26 protein-coding genes are annotated in these 26,370 nt (G+C 64.5%); 12 read left to right on the top strand and 14 right to left on the bottom strand.

The features are described 5' to 3' along the window. Positions 1–7 precede the first annotated feature (7 nt). Positions 8–649: a uridine kinase gene (udk, locus tag LMJ30_RS04530; protein WP_229431158.1), complete on the bottom strand. Its 642-nt coding sequence runs from the start codon at positions 647–649 to the stop codon at positions 8–10. Positions 650–797: 148 nt separating this feature from the next. On the opposite strand from udk, the gene LMJ30_RS04525 reads away from it, so the two are divergent. Continuing rightward, positions 798–1,271, top strand: a complete 474-nt coding sequence (locus LMJ30_RS04525; protein ID WP_229431157.1) for a hypothetical protein — start codon at positions 798–800, stop codon at positions 1,269–1,271. Positions 1,272–1,290: 19 nt separating this feature from the next. On the opposite strand, the gene rarD is transcribed toward LMJ30_RS04525, so the two are convergent. Beyond that, complete coding sequence (gene rarD, locus LMJ30_RS04520; RefSeq protein WP_229431156.1) at positions 1,291–2,160, bottom strand: EamA family transporter RarD; 870 nt, start codon at positions 2,158–2,160, stop codon at positions 1,291–1,293. Positions 2,161–2,357: 197 nt separating this feature from the next. Here rarD and LMJ30_RS04515 point away from each other — a divergent pair, with 197 nt between their 5' ends. Both LMJ30_RS04515 and LMJ30_RS04510 read left to right on the top strand, forming a co-directional pair. Further along, positions 2,358–4,235, top strand: a complete 1,878-nt coding sequence (locus LMJ30_RS04515; protein WP_229431155.1) for a potassium transporter Kup — start codon at positions 2,358–2,360, stop codon at positions 4,233–4,235. Between the two features lie 117 nt (positions 4,236–4,352). After that, positions 4,353–5,441, top strand: coding sequence for a PEP-CTERM sorting domain-containing protein (locus LMJ30_RS04510; protein ID WP_229431154.1), 1,089 nt, complete (start codon positions 4,353–4,355; stop codon positions 5,439–5,441). On the opposite strand, the gene LMJ30_RS04505 is transcribed toward LMJ30_RS04510, so the two are convergent. From LMJ30_RS04505 to LMJ30_RS04465, 9 genes are all read right to left on the bottom strand, one after another. After that, positions 5,416–5,868 (bottom strand): GNAT family N-acetyltransferase, encoded by a 453-nt coding sequence (locus LMJ30_RS04505; protein ID WP_229431153.1) that lies wholly within the window; start codon positions 5,866–5,868, stop codon positions 5,416–5,418. The two genes, LMJ30_RS04510 and LMJ30_RS04505, sit on opposite strands and share 26 nt — an antisense overlap. Before the next feature lie 20 nt (positions 5,869–5,888). Further along, positions 5,889–6,932: a histone deacetylase family protein gene (locus LMJ30_RS04500; protein ID WP_229431152.1), complete on the bottom strand. Its 1,044-nt coding sequence runs from the start codon at positions 6,930–6,932 to the stop codon at positions 5,889–5,891. Positions 6,933–6,945: 13 nt separating this feature from the next. Continuing rightward, positions 6,946–8,538 (bottom strand): glutamate--cysteine ligase, encoded by a 1,593-nt coding sequence (gshA, locus tag LMJ30_RS04495; protein ID WP_229431151.1) that lies wholly within the window; start codon positions 8,536–8,538, stop codon positions 6,946–6,948. Between the two features lie 103 nt (positions 8,539–8,641). After that, the gene (locus LMJ30_RS04490; protein WP_229431150.1) at positions 8,642–10,429 is read right to left on the bottom strand and encodes a DUF885 domain-containing protein; all 1,788 of its coding nucleotides are present in this window, start codon (positions 10,427–10,429) and stop codon (positions 8,642–8,644) included. A gap of 57 nt (positions 10,430–10,486) precedes the next feature. Continuing rightward, positions 10,487–11,308: a peptide chain release factor N(5)-glutamine methyltransferase gene (prmC, locus tag LMJ30_RS04485; protein ID WP_229431149.1), complete on the bottom strand. Its 822-nt coding sequence runs from the start codon at positions 11,306–11,308 to the stop codon at positions 10,487–10,489. After that, on the bottom strand, positions 11,308–11,778 hold the full coding sequence (locus tag LMJ30_RS04480) for a disulfide bond formation protein B (protein WP_229431148.1): 471 nt from the start codon (positions 11,776–11,778) through the stop codon (positions 11,308–11,310). Before LMJ30_RS04480 ends, prmC begins: the two co-directional genes overlap by 1 nt. A 63-nt stretch (positions 11,779–11,841) precedes the next feature. After that, positions 11,842–12,918, bottom strand: a complete 1,077-nt coding sequence (gene prfA, locus LMJ30_RS04475) for a peptide chain release factor 1 (protein WP_229431147.1) — start codon at positions 12,916–12,918, stop codon at positions 11,842–11,844. Positions 12,919–13,006: 88 nt separating this feature from the next. Further along, complete coding sequence (gene hemA / locus LMJ30_RS04470) at positions 13,007–14,281, bottom strand: glutamyl-tRNA reductase (protein WP_229431146.1); 1,275 nt, start codon at positions 14,279–14,281, stop codon at positions 13,007–13,009. 195 nt (positions 14,282–14,476) lie between these two features. Continuing rightward, positions 14,477–15,169, bottom strand: coding sequence for a response regulator transcription factor (locus tag LMJ30_RS04465; protein ID WP_229431145.1), 693 nt, complete (start codon positions 15,167–15,169; stop codon positions 14,477–14,479). A gap of 246 nt (positions 15,170–15,415) precedes the next feature. On the opposite strand from LMJ30_RS04465, the gene LMJ30_RS04460 reads away from it, so the two are divergent. Continuing rightward, positions 15,416–15,976, top strand: coding sequence for a hypothetical protein (locus LMJ30_RS04460; RefSeq protein WP_229431144.1), 561 nt, complete (start codon positions 15,416–15,418; stop codon positions 15,974–15,976). A gap of 22 nt (positions 15,977–15,998) precedes the next feature. Here the strand turns inward: LMJ30_RS04460 and minE are convergent, their stop codons facing one another. From minE to minC, 3 genes are read right to left on the bottom strand one after another with little or no spacing between them, the layout of a single operon-like run. Continuing rightward, positions 15,999–16,250, bottom strand: coding sequence for a cell division topological specificity factor MinE (gene minE, locus LMJ30_RS04455; RefSeq protein ID WP_229431143.1), 252 nt, complete (start codon positions 16,248–16,250; stop codon positions 15,999–16,001). Between the two features lies 1 nt (position 16,251). Beyond that, complete coding sequence (gene minD / locus LMJ30_RS04450) at positions 16,252–17,067, bottom strand: septum site-determining protein MinD (RefSeq protein WP_229431142.1); 816 nt, start codon at positions 17,065–17,067, stop codon at positions 16,252–16,254. A gap of 26 nt (positions 17,068–17,093) precedes the next feature. Then, the gene (minC, locus tag LMJ30_RS04445; RefSeq protein WP_229431141.1) at positions 17,094–17,870 is read right to left on the bottom strand and encodes a septum site-determining protein MinC; all 777 of its coding nucleotides are present in this window, start codon (positions 17,868–17,870) and stop codon (positions 17,094–17,096) included. Between the two features lie 318 nt (positions 17,871–18,188). Here minC and LMJ30_RS04440 point away from each other — a divergent pair, with 318 nt between their 5' ends. The 8 genes from LMJ30_RS04440 (at position 18,189) to LMJ30_RS04405 (ending at position 26,188) form a co-directional block, all read left to right on the top strand. Next, positions 18,189–19,367, top strand: a complete 1,179-nt coding sequence (locus tag LMJ30_RS04440; protein ID WP_229431140.1) for an acetyl-CoA C-acetyltransferase — start codon at positions 18,189–18,191, stop codon at positions 19,365–19,367. A gap of 46 nt (positions 19,368–19,413) precedes the next feature. After that, positions 19,414–20,154 carry an acetoacetyl-CoA reductase gene (gene phbB, locus LMJ30_RS04435; RefSeq protein WP_229431139.1) on the top strand — a complete coding sequence of 247 codons (741 nt, stop codon included), beginning with the start codon at positions 19,414–19,416 and terminating at the stop codon, positions 20,152–20,154. Positions 20,155–20,294: 140 nt separating this feature from the next. After that, positions 20,295–20,753 carry a GNAT family N-acetyltransferase gene (locus tag LMJ30_RS04430; protein WP_229431138.1) on the top strand — a complete coding sequence of 153 codons (459 nt, stop codon included), beginning with the start codon at positions 20,295–20,297 and terminating at the stop codon, positions 20,751–20,753. A 4-nt stretch (positions 20,754–20,757) separates the two neighbouring features. After that, positions 20,758–22,074 (top strand): amino acid deaminase, encoded by a 1,317-nt coding sequence (locus LMJ30_RS04425; RefSeq protein WP_229431137.1) that lies wholly within the window; start codon positions 20,758–20,760, stop codon positions 22,072–22,074. A 38-nt stretch (positions 22,075–22,112) separates the two neighbouring features. After that, a complete protein-coding gene (gene pip / locus LMJ30_RS04420; RefSeq protein WP_229431136.1) occupies positions 22,113–23,069 on the top strand; it encodes a prolyl aminopeptidase in 957 nt (318 codons plus the stop codon). Positions 23,070–23,138: 69 nt separating this feature from the next. After that, positions 23,139–23,597, top strand: a complete 459-nt coding sequence (locus LMJ30_RS04415) for a DUF2721 domain-containing protein (protein WP_229431135.1) — start codon at positions 23,139–23,141, stop codon at positions 23,595–23,597. A 15-nt stretch (positions 23,598–23,612) separates the two neighbouring features. Continuing rightward, complete coding sequence (locus tag LMJ30_RS04410) at positions 23,613–24,065, top strand: hypothetical protein (protein ID WP_229431134.1); 453 nt, start codon at positions 23,613–23,615, stop codon at positions 24,063–24,065. 89 nt (positions 24,066–24,154) lie between these two features. Further along, positions 24,155–26,188: an NADPH-dependent 2,4-dienoyl-CoA reductase gene (locus LMJ30_RS04405; protein ID WP_229431133.1), complete on the top strand. Its 2,034-nt coding sequence runs from the start codon at positions 24,155–24,157 to the stop codon at positions 26,186–26,188. The last annotated feature ends 182 nt before the right edge of the window (positions 26,189–26,370 follow it).

Below are 26,370 nucleotides of genomic sequence, written 5' to 3'. Positions count from 1 at the left end.
GTGTTGATCAGGGCTGCTTCAAGTTGCCAATGACACTGGCTACCTTGGCGGTAATCATATCGACTGCCGGGCCATTGGCGCCGTGGGGCAAGATGACGTCGGCGTGGCGCTTGGTTGGCTCGATGAATTGCTTGTGCATCGGGCGTACCGTGTCCAGGTACTGGCCGACGATGCTGTCGAGCGTTCGGCCGCGTTCGGCGATATCCCTTTGCATGCGGCGAATGAAGCGAACGTCCGGAGCGGTGTCGACAAAGATCTTCAGCGACATCATTTTGCGCAGGTTCGCGTCGTACAAGGCAAACAGGCCTTCGATCACGATGACCGGCGCCGGGTTGACCAGGATGGTCTTGTTTGACCGGTTGTCGATTGTAAAATCGTACTCCGGCATCTGGATCGCTTCGCCAGCGCGCAAGGCGCGTACATGCTCTACCAACAGTGGCCAGTCAAAGGCCTGGGGATGGTCGTAATTCTGCTTGCGGCGGACCTCGGGGGTGAGGCCGGATTGGTCGCAGTAGTAATCGTCCTGCATCACGACCGATACCATGTCAGGGCCGAACGACGCCAGTACTTGCTGGGACACCGTTGACTTGCCGCTGCCGCTTCCGCCAGCGACGCCAATGACAAACGGATGGAAGGAAATCTCATTCATCCCCGAATGATACCGGAGCGGCGACCGAACTGACAGTGCCCGGCGGATCCTGGCGGGCGACACCGCAACGAACTGTAGCTTAAGCTGAAGGACGGCTGGCGGTAAAAACAACGCGCCAGGCTCAACCACATGCATAGGGGTGATAACGATGAACAGTCGGAGCTTGCTGTCCTCCATCCTGATCGGCGCGGTAGCAAGCGCGCGATCGATGACGCCAATGGCCACGATCGCGGCGGCGCGCCTGGCCGGGCGTCGTACGCCTGGCGAACTATTCCTGCTGGATCGGCCCCTGTTCAAGTTCGGTGCGCTGGCGATGGGGGCCGGGGAACTACTTGGCGACAAGATGAAGACCGCGCCCGACCGGACCGCCGCCCTGGGCTTGCTGGCGCGCGTCATGAGCGCCGGGATCGCGGGCGCGGCGTTGGCGCCGCAGGGGCGCGAGCGTACCGGAGCCGCAGTGGCGGTCGCTACCGCAGTCCCGCTTGCCTACCTGACGCTCGCCGGCCGCAAGGAGGCGATGGCGCGCATCGGCCAGACCCGCAGCGGCCTGGTTGAAGACGCTTTGATGGTCGCTGCAGGTGCGGCGATCGTGGCCTTGTCAACGCAACCGGCCCGCGCCTGACCGGCGCCCATCCGCACGCTTAGTTCGAGCGCTTCCACAGCCCTTCGGCGGCGTACAGCGCCAGCGCGCTCCAGATCATCAGGAAGCCGATCAGCTTGCCCGAGGTGAAGGCTTCGTGGAACAGGAAGATGCCCAGTGCGAACTGGATGGTCGGGCCGATGTACTGCAGCAGGCCGAGCACCGACAGCGGGATCTTGCGCGCGCCCGCGGCAAACAGCAGCAGCGGAATGGCGGTGATCGGCCCGGCGGCGACCAGCAGCCAGCGGGTGCTGTCGGAGGCCGTGTTGATGAAGGAGTTCTCGCCATTCATCGACAGCCACGCCACATAGCCCGCCGCGAATGGGAACAGCAGCATGGTTTCGAACGACAGGCCTTCCAGCGCGCCCAGCGCGGCCGTCTTGCGCATCAGGCCATACAGACCGAAGGACGCGGCCAGCAACAGGGCAATCCATGGCATGCGGCCGGCGTCCCACGCCAGCCAGGCCACGCCGCATGCGGCCAGCGCAATCGCCGCCCACTGGCCGCGGCGCAAGCGCTCCTTCAGCACCACGTAGCCCAGCATGACGTTGACCAGCGGGTTGATGAAGTAGCCCAGGCTCGATTCAATCACGTGCCCGTTGTTGACCGCCCAGATGTACAGCAGCCAGTTCCCTGACAGCAGCAGCGAGCTGATGGCGAAACTGCCGATCACGCGCGGCTGGCCCATCAGCGGCCGCACCCATGCCCACTGGCGCCGCACGGTCAGCACGATCATCAGGAACAGCAGCGACCAGACCACGCGGTGGACCAGGATCTGGGTCGGCGGCACCTCGTTCAGCGCGTGGAAGTAGAGAGGGAACAGGCCCCAGCACAGGAAGGCCAGGGCGGCGGACAGGATGCCGGTGCGCATGAGGAACAATCAAAAGAATTCGCTAGGACAACATTATCGCTGAGTTGAAAAATCGCCGCTGGCGCTGGCTCCTTATTGAAAGAGCCACACCGGTGCGTCGATGGTAAAGTGCATCCGGACACAAACCCAATTCCACTTGCAAATTGCCTTTCCTTGGCATATTGTGCAACGCATCAAAACAACAATAAGGTGCAATTTTGACCTCGGATCACAGGAAAAGCAGTATTGCTGGCCTGACGCTGGCCGCCGTCGGCATCGTCTACGGCGACATCGGCACCAGCCCGCTCTACACGCTGAAAGCTGTTTTCGACCCCACCCACGGCCTCGCGCTCAACACTCCCAACCTGCTCGGCATCCTGTCGCTGATCTTCTGGGCGCTGACCATGATCGTTTCGCTGAAGTACGTCACCCTGGTACTGCGCGCCGATAACCGCGGCGAGGGCGGCGTCATGGCGCTGATGGCGCTGGCGCTCAATTCAGTCACCAAGGCCTCGGGCTGGTATGTGCCGCTCATGATGCTTGGCGTCTTTGGCGCCACCATGTTCTACGGCGACAGCGTGATCACCCCCGCCATTTCGGTGCTTGGCGCAATCGAAGGCCTCGAAGTCGCCGCGCCGGGCATGAAGCAGTATGTGGTGCCTATCTCGATGGTGGTGCTGGTCGGGCTGTATTCGCTGCAGTCGCGCGGCACCGGCGGTATCGGCCGCTGGTTCGGCCCGGTCATGGTGGTGTGGTTCATTGCGCTGGCTGCGATGGGCATCGTGAACATCATCGAGGCGCCGCAGATCCTGGCGGCGCTCAACCCGTTGCATGCGCTGCGCTTCATGCTGGAAAACGGCTTCATCGCATTCATTGCGCTGGGCGCGGTGGTGCTGGCGATCACTGGGGCCGAAGCGCTGTACGCCGACATGGGCCACTTCGGCAAGAAGCCGATCCGGCTCGCGTGGTTCACGGTGGCCTTCCCGGCGCTGGCGCTGAACTACCTGGGCCAGGGCGCGGTACTGATCAATCATCCGGAAGCGGTATCGAACCCGTTCTACAACCAGCTGGGCAGCTGGAGCGTGTACCCGCTGGTGCTGTTGTCGACGATGGCGGCGGTGATCGCATCGCAAGCCACCATCTCAGGCACCTTCTCGATGACCAAGCAGGCCATCGCGCTTGGCCTGCTGCCGCGCATGCGGGTGTTGCATACGTCGGCCAGCGAGATCGGCCAGATCTACATTCCAGCCGTGAACTGGCTGCAGCTGGCCGTTGTGCTGCTGGCGGTGGTGTCGTTCGGGTCGTCCGACGAACTGGCCGGCGCCTACGGCATTGCCGTCACCGCGACCATGCTGTGCACCACCATCCTGACCTTCTTCGTCACCCGCTACCGCTGGCACCTGCCGCTGGCGCTGTGCTTCGCTGCGACCGGCTTCTTCTTCGTGATCGACGTGATGCTGCTGTCGTCGACCGCGCTGAAGCTGTTCCACGGCGGCTGGTTCCCGCTGCTGCTCGGCGCGATCCTGTTCACCGCGATGATGACCTGGAAGCACGGCCGCGAGCTGGTGTTCCAGAACCTCCAGAAGCACGCGATCCCGCTGCCCGATTTCCTCGACTCGCTGTTCGTGGCGCCGCCGGCGCGCGTGTACGGCACCGCCATCTTCCTGCGCGGTGAAAGCGATGGCGTGCCGCACGCGCTGCTCCACAACCTGTCGCATAACAAGGTGCTGCACGAGCGCGTTGCGTTCCTGACGGTGCATATCATGGAAGAGCCATGGGTGCCAGAAAGCGAACAGGTCAAGATCGTCGACCTGGGGCACATGTGCTACCAGCTGAACGTGTATTACGGCTTCAAGGATGAACCGGATATCCCGCACATCCTCAAGCTGGCAGCCGCGGGCGGCTTGGAGTTCGAAATGATGGAGACCTCGTTCTTCATCGCGCGCCAGACGGTGATCTCGGCGCCGGGCGGCGGCATGTCGCCATGGCGCGAACACCTGTTCGTGGCGATGTCGCGCAATGCGCGCGGCGCGGCGGACTATTACCAGATTCCCCCCAACCGGGTAATCGAGCTGGGCACCCAGATCGCCATCTGACAATTGCCGCGTGCGCTTGATGAATTCGCAACGTCCATGGCGCGCGAATGATCTGGCGCAGACCCTGGAACGCCGCGCGCCAGCATGCTTGGGATTCCAATCGAAAGGAATCCCGCCATGTTTTCAAAAGCCAAAATTGCAGGCATGCTCGCGGCACTGGGGCTGTGGGCTCCACCCGCGCTGGCCGCGCCTTTGTATTCCATCACGGCATTGCCGGCCAATACTTACGCACACGCGATCAATAACGCCGGCCAGGTCGTGGGCGACGTCGGCGTCGGCGGCGAAGGGCACGCATTCATCTGGTCCGGGGGCGTGCTGACCGACCTGGGCGCCGCCGGCAACATGAGCAGCGCGCGCGCCATCAGCAGCAATGGCCTGGTGGCCGGGTACACGAGCTCAAGCGAGCAGAGCCGCGCCTTCCTTTACGACGGCAGGAGCATGGCGCCGCTTGGCACGCTTGGCGGGGCCAGCAGCTTCGGGCTGGGCGTCAACGCCGCAGGGCAGGTGGCGGGCCAGTCCAACAACGCTGCGGGCGAGTTCCGCGGCTTTCTCTTTTCCGATGGCCAGATGCGCGACATCGGCACGCTCGGCGGCGATTTTGCGCTCGCCACGGCCATCAACAATGCGGGGCAGGTGGCCGGCGAATCCTCGGTCAGTATGGAACCGGGGCCCGGCACGCCTGTGCACGCCTTCATCTATGAGAACGGTGCGATGCGCGACCTGGGGACGCTCGGCGGCAGCCTCAGCAGCGCGGCCGCCATCAACGACGCCGGCCAGGTCGCGGGCCATTCCTACACCGCCGGCAGCGTTGAGCATGCTTTCCTGTACACCGACGGCATCATGATTGACCTCGGCACCCTGGGCGGCGGGCGCAGCTTTGCGTACGGCCTCAACGGGCTTGGGCAGGTGGTCGGCACTTCCGGCCTCGCAGGCGACTTCGACAGCCGCGCATTCCTCTACAGCGGCGGCGCGATGACCGACCTGAATTCGCTGATCGACCCGGCGTCGGGCTGGGTGCTGCACGAGGCGCGCGGCATCAATGACATGGGCCAGATCGCGGCCTTTGGCTGCATGGGCGACAACTGCCAGGCCTTGCTGCTGGAGGTGGTGCCGCAGATTCCGGAGCCCGGCACCGTGATGCTGATGCTGGCGGGGCTGGGCGTGCTGGCGGCCGGACGGGCTAGCGCAGCATCTCGACGTGCATGATGCCGTCTTCGTCGTAGGGCTCGGACACGGTCTTGAAACCGAAGCTGCCGTAGAAGGCTTCGAGGTACTGCTGGGCGCCGATGCGGATGCGGTGGCCCGGGTACAGCTGTTCGGCGCGCGCGATGCCCTCACGCAGCAGCTCGCGGCCGATGCCGGTGCCGCGCGCAGCAGTTGTCGACAGCACCCGGCCGATGGACATCTCGGCGTACTTCACGCCGGGCGCGATCACGCGCAGGCAGGCGGCCAGCTGGCGCTTGCCGTCGATAACACGCCAGCCCAGCAGGTGCCAGGCATCCTGGTCGTAGCCGTCCAGGTCGGGATAGAGGCATTGCTGTTCAAGGACAAACACGTTCTGGCGCTGGGCCAGCATCTCGTACAGGTCTGCGTTGGGGAGGTCAGCAAAGCTGCTCCACTGCCATTCGGTCATGCGGAAAATCCTTTTAATCTTTAAGCGGCGGTCTCGAAACCTTCGAGCACGTTGACGACATTGATGCCGATTTCATCGACGGCGTAACCGCCTTCGAACACGAAGGCGGTGGGCAGCCCGAGGTAGCCCAGGCGTTCGCCGATGCGCAGGAAATCGGCGCTTTGCAAGGTGAATTTCGAGATCGGGTCGCCGGCCCAGGTGTCGACGCCGAGCGACACCACCAGCGCGTCCGGCGCATAGCTGTTGATCCGGATGCAGGCCGTCTCCAGCGCGGCGAACCACTGCGCCGGGGTGGCGCCTGCCGCCAGCGGCAAATTCATGTTGTAGCCAAGGCCGGCGCCTGTCCCGGTTTCATCGGCATAGCCCAGGTAGAACGGAAACTCGGTACGCGGGTCGCCGTGGATCGACACGAACAGCACATCGTCGCGGCCATAGAAAATGCTCTGCGTGCCGTTGCCGTGATGGTAGTCGATGTCGAGGATGGCGACCCTTTTTGCACCGTCGTCGAGCAGGTGCTGGGCCGCGAGCGCCGCGTTATTCAGGAAGCAGTAGCCGCCGAAGAAATCGGCGCCTGCATGGTGGCCGGGCGGACGGGTCAGCGCGAACGTGCCCTTCTCGCCAAGGCGCAGCGCATGCGCGGCGTTGACGGCGCAGTCGGCGCCGGTCTTGGCGGCGATCCAGGTGCCGGCAGTCAGCGGGGTGCCGCTGTCCATCGAGTACAGGCCCATGCGGGCGCAGAAGTTTTCCGGCTCGACGTCGTCACGCAGGCTGCGCACCGGCCACACGGCGGGGAAGGCGTCCTTGGTCGCATTGGCCGGGTCGAGCGCCAGCCATTCGCTCCAGGCGGTGCGCAGGAAGTGCAGGTAGCGCGGCGTGTGGATGCGTTCGAGCGACACCAGCGGCACGCCGTGCGGCGTGACGACCTGGCCTAAACCGCGGCGCGCGAATTCGGCGACGACGAGGTCCGCGCGTTCCGGCTTTTCAAAGCACGGCACCATCTCGCCGCGGAAGATCTCGAAGCGGCCGCGGTGCTGCGCGTGGTGTTCGTTGTAAAAGGCGAGCACGCGGGGCCTTCGATTAGTCGCCGCACAGGGTGCTGCTGTTGTAGGCGGCGACAAAGTCGTCGAAGCTGCCGGTGTCCGTCTGTTCGATGCGCGCCTGTTCGGCCAGCGACGCGGCCGCCATCTCGGCGAACATCGCTTCTTCGGCCGGCATCAACGGGCTTTCGCGGAACCAGGCCGCGTGCAGTTCGCTCTGGCGAAGGCCAAAGGCCGCACTGGAGCCGAGCGCGCGCACTTCTTCGAGCACGCGCGCCGATGGCGTCAGCGCCGGGTTGGCGATCTTCGCCTCCTGCACCGCCAGCGACGCCGCGTGCACGCCGGCTTCGTTGTGCTGCTCGTCGAGCAGCGCGGCAATCGGCCGGATGCGGTCGATCAGTTCGCGCGCCCATTCCTGCAGCGGGACTTCCTCGCCATGGCGGGTCAGGGTCAGGCCAGGCTTGCGGCCTTCCTTGACGGTACGCGAGAAGTTACGCGCGTGGACCTGGCTTTCGATGCCATCGATCACCGGGCTCTCGTCTAGCGCGCAGAACAGCAGGAAGGCGTCGAGGAAGCGGCCCGTTTCGACGCTGATGCCGACCGGTTCGAACGGGTCGACGTCAAGGCAGCGCACCTCGATGTACTGGACGCCGCGGCGGCACAGGGCCTGCACCGGGCGTTCGCCGGTGCGGATCACGCGCTTCGGGCGGATCGTCGAATAGTATTCATTCTCGATCTGCAGCACGTTGGTCGACAGCTGGATCCACTCGCCGTCCTTCTTGGTGCCAAGCTCCTGGTAAGGCGGGTAGGGGCGGTTGACCGCATCCATCAGGGTGGTGACGTAGCTTTCGAGCGAATTCTCGTGCGGGGTCAGGCCCGACTGCGCGGCGTTCTGGTAACCGAGGTCGCTCATGCGCAGGCTGGTGGCATACGGCAGGAACAGGGTATCTTCGGACAGCGTTTCGAGGTTGTTCGGGCGGCCGCGCAGGAAGCTTTTCGACAGCGCCGGCGAGGCGCCGAACAGGTACATCAGCAGCCAGCTGTAACGGCGGAAGTTGCGGATGGTGGCGATATAGCCTTCCGACTGGAAGTCGCGCAGCGGGCAGCGGCGTTCTTCGGGTATGCCTTCGTTGGCCGACAGCAGCTGCCAGAATTTTTCAGGGAGCGAGTAGTTGTAATGGATGCCGGCGATGCACTGCATCGCCTTCCCGTAGCGCAGCGCCAGGCCACGTCGGTACACGTGCTTGAGCATGCCGATGTTGGACGTGCCGTAGTACGCGATCTGGATATCTTCTTCCTCCGGCAGCTCGCATGGCATCGATTCGCTCCACAGCATCTCGTCGCCCATGTGCTGGTAGGCGAAGCGGTGGATCGCGTCGAGCTGGTGCAAGGTGGTGGCGATGTCGTGTTCCGCCGGGGTGATAAATTCCAGCAGGGCTTCAGCGTAGTCGGTGGTGATTTGCGGGTGGGTGAGCGCGGATCCCAGCGCTACCGGATGCATGGTCGCCGCGAGCTTGCCGCGCGGGTCAATGCGCAGCGTTTCACGCTCGATCCCGCGCAGTCCCTGGCCCAGGATGGAACGGTGCTCGTCGTCGTCGAGAAGTGCCAGGCGGCGGCTTAATTGGTTGGACACTTGGGATCCTTTCTTCTACTGCTAAGTTGTGAGTTGTGCAGAGATTAACCGAAAATCGGGGACTGCGTCTGGCGTCTCCCGATTTTGCTGACCCACCTTATTTTCAGCTCCCATTTGCCGCTCGCGCAGGGGCGGGATGGGACGCCGCTTCCAGCGATTCCTCGATCCAGCGCCCGACCTGGCGCTCCAGGATCGGCAGCGGCAGCGCGCCATTGCCCAGCACCGCTTCGTGGAACTGGCGCACGTCGAAGCGCTCGCCCAACACCATTTGCGCGCGCGCCCGCAGCGCCTGGATGCGCAGCTGGCCGGCCTTGTACGCCAGTGCTTTCGCTGGCTGCGCGATGTAGCGGTCCACTTCGATTTCATTGTCGGCCAGCGCGTTGGCGGTGTTGGCGTTGAGGTAGTCGATGGCCTGCTGGCGCGACCAGCCCATGGCGTGGATGCCGGTGTCGGCCACCATCCGCGCCGCGCGCAGCAGTTCGGAATTGAGCTGGCCGAAGGCCGAAAAGGCATCCTTGTAGAAGCCCATCTCGTAGCCCAGCGACTCGGCGTACAGCGCCCAGCCTTCGCCGAAGGCAGGGTACCAGGCGTGGCGGCGAAACGCCGGCAGCCCCGCCAGCTGGTGCGCGCGCGCGACCTGGAGGTGATGCCCCGGCACGCCCTCGTGCAGGGCCAGCGCCTCGACCTCCCAGATCGGGCGCGCATCGAGCCGCGCGGTATTGACCACCAGCCCGGCCGGGCGCAAGGCGCTGCCCTCTTCATAGTAGGCGCCGCCGACTGCCTCGCCGTTTTCGCGCGCGGCCGGCTTGACGACCAGGTCTTCGGCGGGCAGCGTCAGGAACAGCCGCCCAAGCCGGGCGTTGGCGCGTCCCATCACCTTGCGGTAGCGCGCCAGCAGCTTGTCGGGGGACTTGAAGAACAAGCGCCTGTCGCTGTTGGCGAACGCGGAGAACTGGGCAAACGAGCCGTGAAAGCCGGTACGCGCGATCGTGCCGCGCATGAGCGCGCGGATGCGGTCGACTTCGCGCAGGCCGAGGGCGTGCACGTCCAGCGGCGCCAGCGAGCCGCCGGTCTGCTGCGCCACCAGCAATGCGTAGTATTCCGCGCCGCCGGGCAGGGCAGATGCGGATATGGTGTCGCGCGCGGCGGGCAGGTACTCGGTGCGGATGAACGCTTCGAGCGCCTGCAGCGCGGGAGCGACTTTGGTGCGCAGCGCCGCCGGCCCGGCGGCGGCGAACTCCTCGCGCGCGGCCGGCGTGATGGTGGCCGGTATGCTGCCAAAGGGCGCGGCCAGCGGGCCGCTTTCGATCGATTCGCGCATGGCGCGCAGCATGGCCGGCACGCCGGCCATTGTGGTCTTGGGTGCGACCCAGCCGGTGACCATCCCTTCGCGCATCTGTTCAACCAGGCCGTCCACATGGGCCGGCACGGCGTCGAGGCGCGCGAGGTAGTTGCGGTAGTCGCTCTCGGACGCAAACGGCGTCGAGGCGACCATCTGCGCAAAACGGATGTGCAGGCCGTCCTGGTTCGAGATGGGCTGCAGCTGGTAGGGATAGAACGCCAGCTGCCTGAGGATTTCTTCCTGCTCGTGGATGAACAGCTCAAGCGACAGCCGGTCCTGGCCCTGCAGGCGCTCGGTGGCGATGGCGCGCGCCTGCTGCAGCATGGCGCGGTGGTGCAGCAAGGCCGCGCGGCTGGCGGCCAGCGAGGTGTCGGACAGCGTATGGTTGAAACGGTGTTCGCCAATGGCGGTGGCGTAGTCGGGACGTGCCTGCAGGCGCCACTGCCAGTCTGCCGTAAACAGCGCCCGCGCCTGTTGTTCCGCCGTGTCCACGGCCCCCGCCACCAGCGGCAGCAAGGAGAAAACACAGATGGCGAACAGTTTGCGCATGCAGAGCTCCCTGGGGTGGGTAGCCATTCTAGCAAAGGCTAACATGGCGGGTAGCGCCTACGGTGCGCGCCCGCCGGTGACACGCTCGATTCCGGCCAGGTCGCGCCAGCTTGCTACGTCGACATATCCGTGTTCTTCCAGTAACTGTCGCACCTGCGCGGCCTGGTCGTAGCCGTGTTCCATCAGCAGCCAGCCGCCGGGTTCGAGGTGGCCGGGGGCGCCTGCGATGATGATGCGCAGCGCCGACAGGCCATCGGCATGGTCGGTCAGCGCGCCGCTCGGTTCAAAGCGCAGGTCGCCCTGGGACAAGTGCGCGTCGCCTTTGGCGATATACGGCGGGTTGGACACCACCATGTCGAAGCGTTCGCCGGAAATCGCGGCAAACCAGTCGCTTTGCACCAGGCGCACGCGGGCGCCGTTGGTGACGGCGTTCTGGCGCGCGATGTCGAGCGCGGCGGGGCTGACGTCGAGTGCCGTCACCTGGGCGTCGCGGCGCGTGTGGGCGATCGCGACGGCGATGGCGCCGCTGCCGGTGCCCATGTCGAGCACCCGCCCTTGCTGCGGCAAGTGGGCCAGTGCCAGTTCAACCAGCAGTTCGGTGTCGGGACGGGGAATCAGCACCGCGCTGGTGACCCGGAAGTCGAGCCCGAAGAACTCGCGCCGGCCGACGATGTAGGCGATCGGCTCGCCGTGCAGGCGGCGCTCGACCAGCGCCGCAAGCGTGGCCGCTTCGGTATCGGTGATCGTGCGTTCGGACTGGGTGATCAGGCCGACCCGGGTCAGGCCGAGCGCGTGGCACAGCAGGATGCGGTTCTCCAGCGGCTCAAGCGGCAGCCCCGCCTGCAGCGCCGCGACCGTGGCGCCAGCCTTGACATCCATCAGCGGCTGCGGCGCACCAGCGCGAACAGCAGCGCGATGGTGATGATGACGAACCAGACCCCCGACCACTGCGGGATCGACAGGCCGAACAGGGTGTCGCGCGCGTCTTCGCACAGGCCGTCGGCGCGGAACAGCCACGGCATGACTTCGGCGGTCGGGATCTTGTTGAGGAAGGTCTCCATCGGGTCGATGCCGCACGAGAAGCCCGGGTTGGCCAGCACGTACAGGTGCTTGGCGACATAGCCGATGCCGGTCAGCGCGCCGGCCGCGGCGAGGACGGTCCAGACCTTCGGCTTGTTCGCCAACGCGGCCACCAGGCTGAAGATGCCCGCCGCCAGGAAGGCGTAACGCTGGATCACGCACAGGGGGCAGGGGAGCATATCCTTGGCGTGCTGCAGGTAAAGGGCAAACCCGACCAGCGCAAAACAGGTTGCGGCTACGGCCAGGAGCAGGGTGCGGTTGTTGGGCATCGTCTCGTCCAGTGAAGGGTTGTTAAATTTTATCTATTATTGCTGTGCAAACTTATTGCTGGCTTAATCGCCCAGCGCCGCCAGCAGTTCGGCCTGGTGTTCGGCCGCCAGCGCGTTGGTCAGCTCGGTCAGGTCGCCGTCCATGATGAAGTCGAGCTTGTACAGGGTCAGGTTGATGCGGTGGTCGGTCATGCGGCCCTGCGGGAAGTTGTAGGTGCGGATGCGCTCGCTGCGGTCGCCCGAGCCGATCAGGCTCTTGCGGGTGGCCGCTTCCTTCGACTGCTGCTCGCGCAGCTGCACGTCCTTGATGCGCGCGGCCAGCACCTTCAGCGCCGACGCCTTGTTCTTGTGCTGGCTGCGGTCGTCCTGGCATTCCACCACGATCCCGGTCGGCAGGTGGGTGATGCGCACCGCCGAATCGGTCTTGTTGATGTGCTGCCCGCCGGCGCCCGATGCGCGGTAGGTGTCGATGCGCAGGTCGGCCGGATTGATGTTGACGTCCTCGACTTCATCGGCTTCGGGCATCACGGCCACGGTGCAGGCCGAGGTGTGGATGCGGCCCTGGGTCTCGGTGGCCGGCACGCGCTGGACGCGGTGGCCGCCCGACTCGAACTTGAGCTTGGAGTAGGCGCCATTGCCGACCAGGCGCACGATGACTTCGCGGTAGCCGCCCAGGTCGGACGGCGACTCCGACACCATCTCGACCTGCCAGCGGTTACGCTCGGCGAAGCGGGTGTACATGCGCAGCAGGTCGCCGGCGAACAGCGCCGACTCGTCGCCGCCGGTGCCGGCGCGAATCTCAAGGAAGATGTTGCGCTCGTCGTTGACGTCCTTCGGCAGCAGCATCTTCTGCAGGTCCAGTTCCAGTCCCGCCACGCGCGCCTTGCCGGCCTCGATTTCTTCCTGCGCGAAGTCCTTCATGTCCGGGTCTTGCAGCATCTCCTGTGCTTCGGCGATGTCGGCCTGGGCCCTCTGGAAGTCCTTGTACAGCGCCACCAGCGGGCCGATCTCGGCGTGCTCGCGCGTCATCTTGCGGTAGGTGTCCATGTTTGACGTGGCTTCCTGGTGCATCAGGAGTTCGTCCAGTTCCACAAGGCGGTTGGCCAGTTGGTCCAGCTTGGCCAGCATCGATGGTTTCATAGGGCTGTTCTAAAAAGGTGTAGGAGATGCGCGGGGCGCGCAGGCATGCAGATCGCCGCGCCAGGCGCGGCACAGCGGGGGCAGGGCGCTAACGGCGGCCGCGGAACAGCTGCGGCAGCAGCGACGCGAGGCGGGCGCGCTCGTCGCCCTGGGCGCGGTGCAGCGCCTGCTGCGGGCCGTGCAGGAATTTGGCGGTCAGGCCCTTGGACAGCGCTTCGAGCACCGCCTCGACGTCTTCGCCGCGCGCCAGCATCTTGCGCGCGCGTTCGAGTTCGAACAGGCGCATCGCTTCGCTGTTTTCCTGGATGTCCTGGATGACCGGGACCACGGCGCGGTCGTCCATCCAGTGCATGAAGGACTGAACCCGCGTTTCGATGATGGCTTCAGCCTGCGAGACGGCTGCCTGGCGGCTTTCGATGCCGGTCTGTACCACCTGGCCGAGGTCGTCGACGGTGTACAGGAAGGCGTCGTCAAGGCGCGCGACTTCCGCTTCGATATCGCGCGGCACCGCCAGGTCGACCATGAACATCGGCTTGTGGCGGCGCGCCTTGAGCGCGCGCTCCACCAGTCCGAGGCCGATCAGCGGCAGGGTCGATGCGGTGCACGAGATGACGATGTCGAACTGCGGCAGCTGCTCGGGCAGGGCTGACAGTGCGATGGCGCGGCCGTTGAAACGGTGCGCCAGCGCCTCGCCGCGCTGCATGGTGCGGTTGGCGATCGTGATGCTTTTCGGGTTCTGGGCCGCGAAGTGGGTCGCGCACAGCTCGATCATTTCGCCGGCGCCGATGAACAGCACGTTCTGGTCGGCGACCTTGTCGAAGATGCGCTGCGACAGGCGCACCGCGGCGGCGGCCATCGACACGCTGTGGGCGCCGATTTCGGTGGTGCTGCGCACTTCCTTGGCCACCGAGAAGCTGCGCTGGAACAGCTGGTGCAGGTAGGTGCCAAGGCCGCCCGCCTCGTCGGCGTGGCGCACCGCGTCCTTCATCTGGCCGAGGATCTGCGGCTCGCCCAGCACCATCGAATCGAGGCCGGAAGCGACCCGGAACGCATGGCGCACGGCTTCGCCCTGGGGCAGCATGTACAGGTGCGGGCGCAGTTCGGCAAAGGCCAGGCGGTGGTAGCTGGCCAGGAAGTGGGCGCTGGCGTCGAGCGGATCGGGCACCTGGCTGGCCGCGTACATCTCGGTGCGGTTGCAGGTTGACAGGATGGCCGCTTCGTCGCTGCCGCGCGAGTCCAGCCTGGCAAACCACCCGCGCGCAGCCTGTACCGCCTGGCCGAGCTGGTCAGGCGCCAGCGCCAGCTGCTCGCGAATCGAGACCGGTGCGGTGTTGTGGTTCAGGCCAACGGCGAGGAGTTGCATGTCTGTACATTATGCGGTGTGGTACCGTCATTATACCTTGACGGGTCTGGTCCTACATCAGAACAGCCCGGTATTGCTACTGTGAAAACGGTTTGGCTAAACACGTCGTTCCCGCGAAGGCGGGAATCTATAGCCCCTGTGAGCGGCCCCATGGATTCCCGCTTTCGCGGGAATGACGCCGGTAACTGAACGCAATTAGCTGGCACCCAGCTTTTCGAGCCGGTAACCGTAGCTGTAGACCGGAACCAGGCGGAAGCCGTTCTCGGGCTTGAGCTGCAGCTTGTTGCGTACGCGCGAAACGTGGGTGTCCATGGTGCGGGACGGTACATCGGTCTCGCGGATCCACACCGCTTCATGGATATAGGCGCGCGACAGCGGGCGTCCGATGTTCCGGAAGAACAACAGGGCCAGGTAGAACTCCTTGTGGGTCACGTCGATGACGGAACCGTCCATCAGCAGGCGGCCCGGCCGGGTTTCGAACACGTAGGGGCCGAACTGCAGCATCTCGGCGCCGTTCTGCGACGGGTAGGCGCGCCTGAGCATGGCCTGCACGCGCGCCACCAGCTCGCCGCGGCGCAGCGGCTTGATCATGTAGTCGCTGGCGCCGGCGCCCACGCCGGCCACGATGTCGTCCTCGCCCGCGCTGCTGGTCAGGAACATGATCGGCAGGTGGGAAGGCATTTTTTCACGCGCCCGGCGCACCACGTCCACCGCGCTCATGTCAGCAACCTGCCAGTCGAGGATCAGCATGTCGGTACTGTCCTTGCGCAAATGGGTGAGCAGCTCCTTGCCATTGTCGTAGGACTGGCAGGAATGGCCGGCGGCAGTCAGTACCTGGCAAATCAGGTCTGCCTGGCTGCGATCGTTGTCGAGGACTGCGATTCTCATAATGGTTGGTCTGACGTAAAACGTCATTGTAGGACACATCCTACATTTATTTAAAGAATAGTTACTCGAAATATAACAGCCTTTTACAAAATAAGACGTATTAGAGACACTTCTTTACTAAAAGCGGGCAGGCAGGCACGGCAGCCAGCCGTGCTCCGTACTAAATTTATAACAAGGTACACTGTAAAAACTGTGATTTCAATATTTATAAATCTCGACGGAAACTTTTAATCAGGGAGAGCGAACATGACCAGCTACGAAGCGACGCAATGGGGACCGATCCCCGTAAACAGCAAAGAAATCAATGACGTACGTGAACGCTGCCGCCAGTTGGTGCGCCGCAAGGCGATGATGGCGGCGGGCGTGTCGGCGATTCCCATTCCGGGTATCGATGTGGTGTCGGACCTGTCGATGTTCGCGAAACTGGTCGATGAGGTGAATACATCGTTCGGACTGACGCCCGAGCAGATCGACCGCCTGCAGCCCAGCCACAAGCTGATCGCCTACAAGGCGGCGGTGGGCATCGGCGGAATGTTAGTGGGAAAGATTGTGTCGCGCGAACTGCTGCTTGGCGTGTTCAAACGGATGGGAATGCGCTCGGCCGCCAAGTCGGCGACCAAGTTCGTGCCGATTGCCGGGGCGATCGCCGCGGCGGGCATTGGCTTTGCCGTGTTCCGCCACCTCGGCTACAAGCACGTCGAGGCCTGCGCCAATGTGGCGCGCGAGCTGTCCGGCGCGCAGCCGGAGCCGGCGTGGGCGGGCCCGAATGAAAAACCGGCCGCGCAGGAAGAGCACGGCCGGTTGTAAGGGTTAGCTGGCAGCTGCCCGGTCAGGCGTCCGGCAGCACCACGTTGACGTCCAGCACTTCAAGGTTGCCCTGGCGATCCAGGGAAATCTTGATGTCGTCCGCGTTGACCTTGGTGTATTTCGAAATCACTTCGATCAGCTCGCGGTGCAGCGCCGGCAGGAAATCCGGGCCGGTGCGGTTGGTGCGTTCACGCGCAATGATGATCTGCAAGCGTTCCTTGGCGGCGGTGGCGCTCTTCGGCTTCGAAGGGAACAGGAATGAGAGCAGTGCCATGTCACTTCGCCCCAAAGATGCGCTGTAGCAGCCCCGGCTTTTCGTAGCTGGTGAAGCGCAGCGGCACGTCTTCGCCCAGGAAGCGCGAAATCACATCTTCGTACGCCTCGGCAACGTCAGTACCTTTGAAATGGATGGCCGGATTGCCCTGGTTCGATGCGTGCAGCACCGATTCGGATTCCGGGATGATGCCGATCAGCGGGATGCGCAGGATTTCCTGGACGTCCTGGTAAGACAGCATTTCGTCCGCTTCAACCCGCTTCGGCGAGTAGCGCGTGATCAACAGGTGCTCCTTGACCGGCTCGGCGCCGGTCTGGGCGCGGCGCGACTTGGCCTGGATGATGCCGAGGATGCGGTCGGAATCGCGCACCGACGACACTTCCGGGTTGGTCACGATGATCGCTTCATCGGCGAAGGTCAGCGCCATCAGCGCGCCGTGCTCGATACCGGCCGGCGAATCGCAGATGATGTACTCGAAGCCCATGTTGATCATCTCGTGCAGCACGCGCTCGACGCCTTCTTCCGACAGCGCATCCTTGTCGCGCGTTTGCGAGGCAGGCAGGATGAACAGGTTGTCGCAGTGCTTGTCCTTGATCATGGCCTGGTTCAGGGTCGCTTCGCCATTGATCACGTTGATCAGGTCGTACACCACGCGCCGCTCGCAGCCCATGATGAGGTCGAGGTTACGCAGGCCGACGTCGAAGTCGAGCACGGCGGTCTTGTGGCCACGCATGGCCAGCCCGGTGGAGAAGCTGGCGCTGGAAGTGGTCTTGCCGACGCCACCTTTGCCGGACGTCACAACAATAATTCTTGCCACAGAAGGTCCTTTTCAGTATCTGGTTTTCAGGCGCGGGTAGCCGAACTGAGCGATAGTATATCGAGTCGGTCTCCGTGCAAACGGATTTGTGCAGGCCGCAGCGCCAGCTCGGGCGGGAACCCTTCGTCGAAGGTGCGGTACACCCCGGCGATGGAGACCAGCTCCGGCTGCATCGACAGCGCGAAAATGCGCGCGTCTGCATTGCCGGACGCGCCGGCGAGGGCACGCCCGTGCAAGGCGGCGTACACGTGGATGCTGCCGTCGGCAATGATTTCAGCGCCATTGTTGACGACAGCAGTAATGATCAGGTCGCAGCCGCGCGCATACACGCGCTGGCCGGCGCGCACCGGGGTATCGACAATCATCGTCCCGATTGGCGCGGCTGCCGCCGGGGCGGGTGCGACGGCGGGTGTGGCAGCGGGCGCCGGGGCGGGCGCTGCGGCCGGTGCCGGCGCGGTTTCCTCGCGCGGCTTGGCGCCGCTGCTGCCGTCGTCGATCGACAGGCCGCGCGCGCGGATCGCATCGGCCATGGCCGGGGTCGCGCCGCGCACCGCCACCGCGTTCAGGCGGTATTTCTTCAGCACATCAACCAACTGGTCCCAGTCGATGTAGGGCAGGTCGGCGGCGATGGCGCCGACGTCGATCACGGCGAATTCATCTTCGAAGAAGTCGGACACGCCGCCGGTCATCTGCTTCAGGGCGGCGTCGATTTGCAGCGGCTCGGCCGAGTGCAGGATCGTGGAGATCGCAACGACGGTGGAAATCTTGATTTCGATGGGCAGTTGGGACGGGCTTTTGAGCATAAATTTCTGGCTGGGAGGTCGGCGCGATCGGTCGTTCCTGACGGCAACTAAGCCCGGCGGATGCAGGGCCCGTGCATTCTACTGTGAAATTTGCCTGAAGGGGAGCATGGGAGAAGCCGCGCGCGCCGGGCCCGGCAATCTGGGGCGGGCGATTATGAGAAATGTGTGGCCCCTACTGGTGGCTTTTTGTGATTTAGCTGATAAGATTGATTTTGCTCAAACGTGAGTCGGGTCAGCTATTTAGGATAGATGACTTTGCCGCTTGTGCAGCAGTGCCCTGAAACCCTTCGGCCCTGGGCCGGAACATCGGAGACTTACATGGAAGACGTCGTAATCGTGGCCGCCGGCCGAACCGCAGTCGGCAAATTTGGCGGCACGCTATCCAAGATCCCTGCTGCGGAGTTGGGCGCCCACGTAATCCGCGGCCTGTTGGCCAAAACCGGTATCGATCCCGCTACCATCAGCGAAGTGATCCTCGGCCAGGTGTTGACGGCCGGCGTCGGGCAAAACCCGGCGCGCCAGGCTGCCATCAAGGGCGGCATCCCCAACATGATCCCGTCGTACACCATCAACAAGGTGTGCGGCAGCGGCCTGAAGGCCACCCACCTGGCGACCCAGGCCATCCGCTGCGGCGACGCCAGCATCATCATCGCCGGCGGCCAGGAAAACATGAGCGCCTCCCCGCACGTGCTGAACAACTCGCGCGACGGCTTCCGCATGGGCGACGCCAAGCTGGTCGACACCATGATCGTCGACGGCCTGTGGGACGTGTATAACCAGTACCACATGGGCGTCACCGCCGAAAACGTCGCGAAGAAGTTCGACGTCTCGCGCGCCGAGCAGGACGAGTTCGCGCTGCAGTCGCAGCACAAGGCCGAAGCGGCCCAGAAGGAAGGCAAGTTCAAGGACGAGATCATCCCGCTCGAGATCCCGTCGAAAAAAGGCGCGGTCATGTTCGATACCGACGAGTATCCGAAGCACGGCGTGACGCTTGAGTCGCTGGCCGGGCTGCGCCCCGCATTCGACAAGGCCGGCACGGTCACCGCCGGTAACGCATCGGGCATCAACGACGGCGCCGCCGCCGTCATCATGATGCCGGCATCCAAAGCACGCGAACTCGGCCTGACCCCGATGGCGCGCATCAAGGCCTACGCATCATCTGGCGTGGCTCCTGAAATCATGGGCATCGGCCCGGTGTCGGCATCGACCCTGTGCCTCCAAAAAGCAGGCTGGACCCACAAGGACCTGGACCTGATGGAAATTAATGAAGCGTTTGCCGCACAGGCGATCGCGGTCAATCGCGAGATGGGCTGGGACACCAGCAAGATCAACGTCAACGGCGGCGCGATCGCCATCGGCCATCCGATCGGCGCATCCGGCGCGCGCATCCTGGTGACCCTGCTGCACGAAATGGTGCGCCGCGACGCCAAGCGCGGCCTGGCGAGCCTGTGCATCGGCGGCGGCATGGGCGTGGCGCTGGCGATCGAGCGCGACTGAAACTAGGGATTCATCCGCAATCACATAGAAAAACTGGAGAAGACACATGGCTAGAGTTGCATTGGTAACGGGCGGTATGGGCGGTTTGGGCGAGGCAGTCTGTTTCAAGCTGGCGGCGCTGGGTTACCGGGTCGTGACCACCTATTCGCCCGGGAACAAAAAGGTTGATTCCTGGCTCGCGTCCACCAAAGAGATGGGCTACGACTTCAAAGCCTACGAGTGCGACGTGGCTGACTACGATTCGGCCCAAGCCTGCGTGGCAAAGATCGAGCAGGAAGTCGGCCCGATCGATGTGTTGGTCAACAACGCCGGCATCACCCGCGACATGACCTTCAAGAAGATGGACAAGCCGAACTGGGACGCCGTGATGTCGACCAACCTTGACTCCGTGTTCAACATGACCAAGCCGGTATGCGACGGCATGGTCGAACGCGGCTGGGGGCGGATCATCAACATCTCGTCGGTCAACGCATCGAAGGGCGCCTTCGGCCAGACCAACTACTCGGCGGCCAAGGCCGGCATGCACGGCTTCACCAAGGCGCTCGCGCTGGAAGTGGCGCGCAAGGGCGTTACCGTCAACACCATCTCGCCGGGCTACATCGGGACCAAGATGGTGACCGAGATTCCGAAGGAAGTCCTGGAAACCAAGATCATCCCGCAGATTCCGATGGCGCGCCTGGGCAAGCCGGAAGAAGTGGCCGGCCTGGTGGCTTACCTGGCGTCGGACGAAGCGGCATTCGTCACCGGTGCTAACATCGCGATTAACGGCGGCCAGCACATGTCGTAAAAAGCAGCAAAATGTAAACCGTCATTCCCGCGCAGGCGGGAATCCGTAACGCCTGTGAACTGAGGTGCTATGGATTCCCGCTTTCGCGGGAATGACGTTTTCAGGAAGCGTTTTTTTGTCCAGGACTTTTGTAGATGTTGATGACCACAACCAGCTACCGCGTCGCCTGCGCACAAGACATTCCGGCGATGTCGGCAATCCGCCTTGCCGTCGGCGAGAACAAACTGCGCGATCCCGGGCGCATCACGCCGAAGATGTATGCGGATTATCTCGATGCCCTGGGCCGCGGCTGGGTATGCGAACGCGACGGCGTCATCGCGGGCTTTGCTTATGCCGACCGCGAGGACGGGGCGATCTGGGCGCTGTTTGTCGACCCCGCGCATGAAGGATGCGGCATCGGCAAGCACTTGCTGGCGCTGGCGACCGGGTACCTGTTCGAACAGGGGCATGCCAGGGTAGTCCTCAGCACCGGACCGGACACGCGCGCGGACCGGTTCTACACCGCGCAGGGCTGGCAGCGCAGCTTCACCGCCGGCGACCGGGACGCATGCTTCACCTTGAACCGGCCCGCGCAACCGTCCTTCAACAAGCAGAGGTAACACCATGTTCACACTTAATCGAGGCGGCCTGACGCTGTCGTCACTCGACGAACAACTGCTGCACCCCGGCGTGAAGGGCCTGCCGATCACCGAGCCGCTGCGCCAGGGCGCGATCGGCGTGCAGGGCTGGAACGTGCTGCGCGCCGATACCAGCTTCCCGGTTGCGGTGCTCAAGACGTCGGCGCTGCGCCATAACCTGGAGTGGATGCGCGCGTTCTGCGACCGCTACGGCGCAACGCTTGCGCCGCACGGCAAAACCACCATGAGCCCGCAGCTGTTCGGCGCCCAGCTGGCCAACGGCGCCTGGGGCATCACCCTGGCCACCGCCACCCAGGTCCAGGTGGCGCACCGCTTCGGCGTGCGCCGCGTGCTGCTGGCCAACCAGCTGGTCGCACAGGCCGACATCAACAGCGTGCTGGACTTGATGCGCGGCGACCCGGACTTCGAGGTGTTCGCGCTGGTCGATTCGCTCGACGGCGTCGCGCGGCTGGGTAAGGCGGTGGCGGCACACCCGCTGGCGCGTCCGCTGCCGCTGCTGGTCGAACTCGGCCTGCCGGGCAAGCGTGCCGGCTGCCGAAGTGCCGAAGAAGTCATGCAGGTGGCGCGCGCCGTCGCCGCGGCACCGGGACTGCAGCTGGCGGGCATCGAGGGCTATGAAGGCCTGTTGGTATCGAACGACCGCGAGGCCGACGTCCGTGCTGTCGAGGCCTTCGTCGGGCGCATCGCCCAGCTGGCGCGCGCGGCCGACGCCGAAGACCTGTTCGGCAGCGCGGAGATCCTTGTGTCCGCGGGCGGATCTGCCTATTTCGACCTGGTGGCGCGGGGCTTCGGCGGCATGCGCGGCCTGTCGCGCCCGGTGCGCCCTGTGCTGCGCAGCGGCTGCTACCTGACCAGCGACCATGGCTCCTACCAGCGCCTGATCGGGGCGCTCGACGAACGCGAAGAGCGCGGCCCCGGGCTGCTCCCCGCGCTGGAAGTGTGGAGCATGGTGCAGTCGCGCCCCGAACCGGGCCTGGCGATCCTCACGATGGGCAAGCGCGACGCCTCGTATGACGTCGACCTGCCGGTTCCGCTGTACGCGCACCGGCCCGGCCCTGGCGCTCCTTCGGCCTTGCCGGAGGGCTGCCGCATCGTCAAGATGAACGACCAGCACGCCTACCTGCAGCTTGCCGAAGGCGATCCGGTATGCGACGCGCTGGCGGTTGGCGACCTGGTCGGCTGCGGCATTTCGCACCCCTGCACCACCTTCGACAAATGGGCGCTGCTGCTGGCCGTCGATGACGCGTACAACGTGCACCATGGGGTGAATACGTTTTTCTAGTGCGCTACAATCCGGACTCGACCACCACGAGACTAGCCATGCCTGCGATTCCGACGTCCCTGTTCCCACCGATCCTGCCGACGCGGCAAGGCATGCTCGAAGTCGACGAACTGCACACGATCTACTGGGAGGAGGTGGGCAACCCGAACGGCGTGCCGGTGGTGTTCCTGCACGGCGGCCCGGGCGCGGGCCTGTCGCCCCAGCACCGCCGCTTTTTCGATCCGCAGCACTACCGCGTGATCCTGTTCGACCAGCGCGGCGCCGGCAAGTCCACGCCGCTGGGCGAATGGCGCAACAACACCACCCAGCTGCTGGTGGAGGACATCGAAAAGCTGCGCGTCAAATTCGGCATCGAGCAATGGCTGGTGTTCGGCGGTTCGTGGGGATCGACGCTGGCGCTGGCCTACGGCGAAGCGCATCCCGAGCGCTGCCTCGGCTTTATCCTGCGCGGGATCTTCCTGTGCACCGCCTCCGAGATCGACTGGTTCCTGAACGGCGTGCGCTGGTTCTATCCCGAGCTGTACGACGAGTTCGTGGCGCCGATTCCCGAAGCCGAGCGCGGCGACCTGCTCAAGGCGTACAGCCAGCGCATGCTGGGCGCCGACCCCGAAGTCTACTGGCCGGCCGCGCGCGCGTGGAGCCGCTACGAAGGGCGCCGCGTGTTCCTGCTGCCGCAGGAAGAAGAACCGTCGTCCGACACGCTCGACCTGGGCGTGGGCCGCCTCGAATCGCATTACATGGCCAACCTCGGCTTTTTCAGCGACGACCAGCTGGTCAGGAACGTCGGCCGGATCGCCCACCTGCCGTCGGTGATCGTGCAGGGCCGCTATGACGTCATTTGCCCGCCGCTGTCGGCTTACCGCCTGCACCAGGCCTGGCCCGGCTCGCGCCTGCGCATGATCCCCGACGCCGGCCACGGCGCGCTGGAAGCCGGCATCTCGAAGGCGCTGGTGGCGGCTACCGAGCAGTTCAAGCGCCTCGGCCGCTTCGACTAAGCCTCTGTGCGGCCGGGGCGCCTGCTACACTAGCGCCACAAGACCGATAAAACTTTCATTGCCTTACTCATGAATATCCAGATCAGCGACATAGGCCACGTCATCCAGCTGGCGATTGCACCGGTATTCCTGCTGACCGGCGTGTGCACCATGCTGACGGTGCTGATCAACCGGCTGGCGCGTATTATCGACCGTTCGCGCGTGCTGGAAGACCGGCTCGAGATCGCCGCCCACGATCCCTACATGGACGAACTCGACGTGCTGGACCAGCGTTCGCACCTGATTAACTACTCCATCACGCTCAGCACGACCTGCGGGTTCCTGATCTGCCTGGTCATTGCGCTGCTGTTCGTCGGCGATACCGCCAACCTGCCGCTGGACCGGTACATCGCCGGCTTGTTCGTGCTTGGCATGTTCGCCCTGATCGGCAGCTTCGCTTATCTGCTGCGTGAAATTTTTATCGCGTCCAGATTCATGGGCGAACGCCGCCACATGCGTCCACGCCGCATGCGCAGCGATGGCGCTTAACCACAAAGTTTAACTATGCACGATTACAAACGTCCTCCTACCCTGTACCGCTACTCGCTGCGTTCGGAACTCGAACAGTCGCTGAAGGAAGGCGCGTTCATGCTGGTCTCGGCGAATAACTTCCTGACCCTGTCGTTCTCGAAAGCCTGGGACAAGTCGCTGTTCGACGTGCACGGCGCCGACAGCTGCCTCGTCATCCACAATACCGAGGAATTTGGCGAGCGCCTGCACCGCGCGGTACAGCGCACGCTGCCTAACTGGGCCGGCATCGACGGCGCCGTCGAATACGGCGTGCGCGCCGCGCTGGGCGCCGCGTTCACCAAATCCAGCGCCGAAGCCGATGAGCAGGAATGGCTGTTCGCGTGGCGCGCCATGTCGCCAAACCTGAGCATGAACCCGGTCACGGTGCGGATCGGGAATATCGAAAGCTTTGCAGAGCTGCGCGGGCGCGACTACTACGCTGCCTAGCATCGGTGCTGCCAAGGAGTAGCGATTAGAACCCGGCATCTACATGAATCGGGTTCTAATGCGGATTGGCGTCGCTACCTTTAAAAACAATGACCAATCCTGGCTACCCGCACCTGCTCGCTCCACTCGACCTCGGCTTTACCACCCTGCGCAACCGCGTCATCATGGGTTCGATGCACACGGGCCTCGAAGACCGCTTCTACAACTACGGCAAGCTGGCCGAGTTCTACCGCGAGCGCGCGCGTGGCGGCGTCGGACTGATCGTCACGGGCGGCATCTCGCCCAACCGCCAAGGGTGGCTGCTGCCGTTCGGCGGCACGATGAACTTCGCGGGCGACGTGCTGAACCACCGCCGCGTGACCAAAGCCGTGCACGAAGAGGGCGGCAAGATCCTGATGCAGATCCTGCATTCGGGCCGCTACGGCTACCAGCCCTTCGTCGTTTCCGCCTCCAGCGTCAAATCCCCGATCTCCAGGTTCAAGCCGCGCGCGCTGACGGAAGAGGGCATTGAAGCGACCATTCGCGATTACATCCGCTGCGCCAAGCTCGCGCAAAAGGCCGGCTACGACGGCGTCGAGGTCATGGGCAGCGAAGGCTACCTGCTGAACCAGTTCCTGTGCGCGCGCACCAACCTGCGCACCGACCGCTGGGGCGGCAGCATCGAGAACCGCATGCGCCTCGCGGTGGACATCGTCACCCGCATCCGCAAGGCAGTTGGCGAGCGCTTCATCATCATGTACCGGCACTCGCTGCTCGACCTGGTCGATGGCGGCAACAGCTGGGACGAAGTGGTTGCCGTCGCAAAAGCGCTCGAACAGGCTGGCGTCACCATCCTCAACACCGGCATCGGCTGGCACGAGGCGCGGGTGCCGACGATTGTCACCTCGGTTCCGCGCGCGGCCTTTGCCAGCGTGGCGGGCCGCCTGCGGCGCGAAGTGAAGGTGCCGGTGGTGGCGTCGAACCGCATCAACATGCCGTTTGAAGCGAACGACATCATCGAGCGCGGCGACGCCGACATGGTATCGATGGCGCGGCCCTTCCTTGCCGATCCGTTTTTTGTCGCGAAAGCGGCGCAGGGCCGCGCCGATGAAATCAATACCTGCATCGGCTGCAACCAGGCCTGCCTCGACCACACCTTCTCGAACAAGCGCGCCACCTGCCTGGTCAATCCGCGCGCCTGCTACGAGACGGAGCTGGTGTATTCGAAGGCCGGCACGGTGCGCAAGGTCGCCGTGGTCGGCGCCGGGCCTGCCGGCCTGTCGGCGGCGACCGTTGCGGCGCAGCGCGGGCACGACGTGACGCTGTTCGATTCAGGCGACGCCATTGGAGGCCAGTTCCGCATCGCGATGCAAATCCCGGGCAAGGAGGAGTTTGCCGAGACGATTCGCTACTTCGGGCGGCAGGTCGAACTGACCGGCGTGAAGCTGCGCCTCGGCCAGCGCGTCTCGCGCGATGAACTGGTGGCCGCGGGGTTTGACGATGTGATCGTCGCCACCGGCATCAAGGTGCGCATGCCCGCGATTGACGGCATCGGCCACAGGAGCGTGCTGTCGTATATCGATGTGCTGCAGAAGAAGGCGGCGGTCGGCAAGCGCGTGGCGATCATCGGCGCTGGCGGCATCGGCTTCGATGTCGGCGAATACCTCGTGCATAACCCGTCGCACCCGCTGCCGGTGCCGATTCCTGCGTGGACGGGCGAGTGGGGCGTGGACCTGAACGCGACCACCGCGGGCGGGCTGGTGAAGCCGGTGGAGCCGGAGCCGCCGCGCAAGGTGTACCTCATGCAGCGCAAGGCGTCCAAGCTGGGCGCCGGGCTGGGGAAGACGTCGGGCTGGGTGCACCGCGCGACCCTGGCGCGCAACGGCGTGGTCATGATGGCAGGCGTGCAGTACGACCGGATCGACGACCAGGGGCTGCATGTGACCGTGGGCGGCGAGCAGCGCCTCATCGAGGTGGACAACGTGGTGATCTGCGCGGGGCAGGACAGCCTGACCGAGTTGATGCCGCCGGAAGGTACCAGCGGCGGGCCGAAGTTCTACAAGATTGGCGGGGCGGCGCTGGCGGCGGAGCTCGATGCGAAGCGCGCGATCAGGGAAGGGGCCGAGATCGCGGCGAGGCTGTGACGGCAACCGTAGGGCGGATAAGCGAAGCGCATCCGCCATTGCATGCGTCTACGCGACGCTGAAATCGGCGGATGCGCTTCGCTTATCCGCCCTTGTATCTTGTTCGAGTTAGTGGTTAGCTACTACTAACTGAGGTGAGGACCAGCTTGGATCCGCCCTGAAGGCTTGACCTTGCAATGTAG

The sequence above is a fragment of the Massilia agrisoli genome, from assembly GCF_020831365.1.
Taxonomy (GTDB): Bacteria; Pseudomonadota; Gammaproteobacteria; order Burkholderiales; family Burkholderiaceae_D; genus Telluria_A; species Telluria_A agrisoli.
This window is presented reverse-complemented; position numbering and strand designations above follow the sequence as displayed.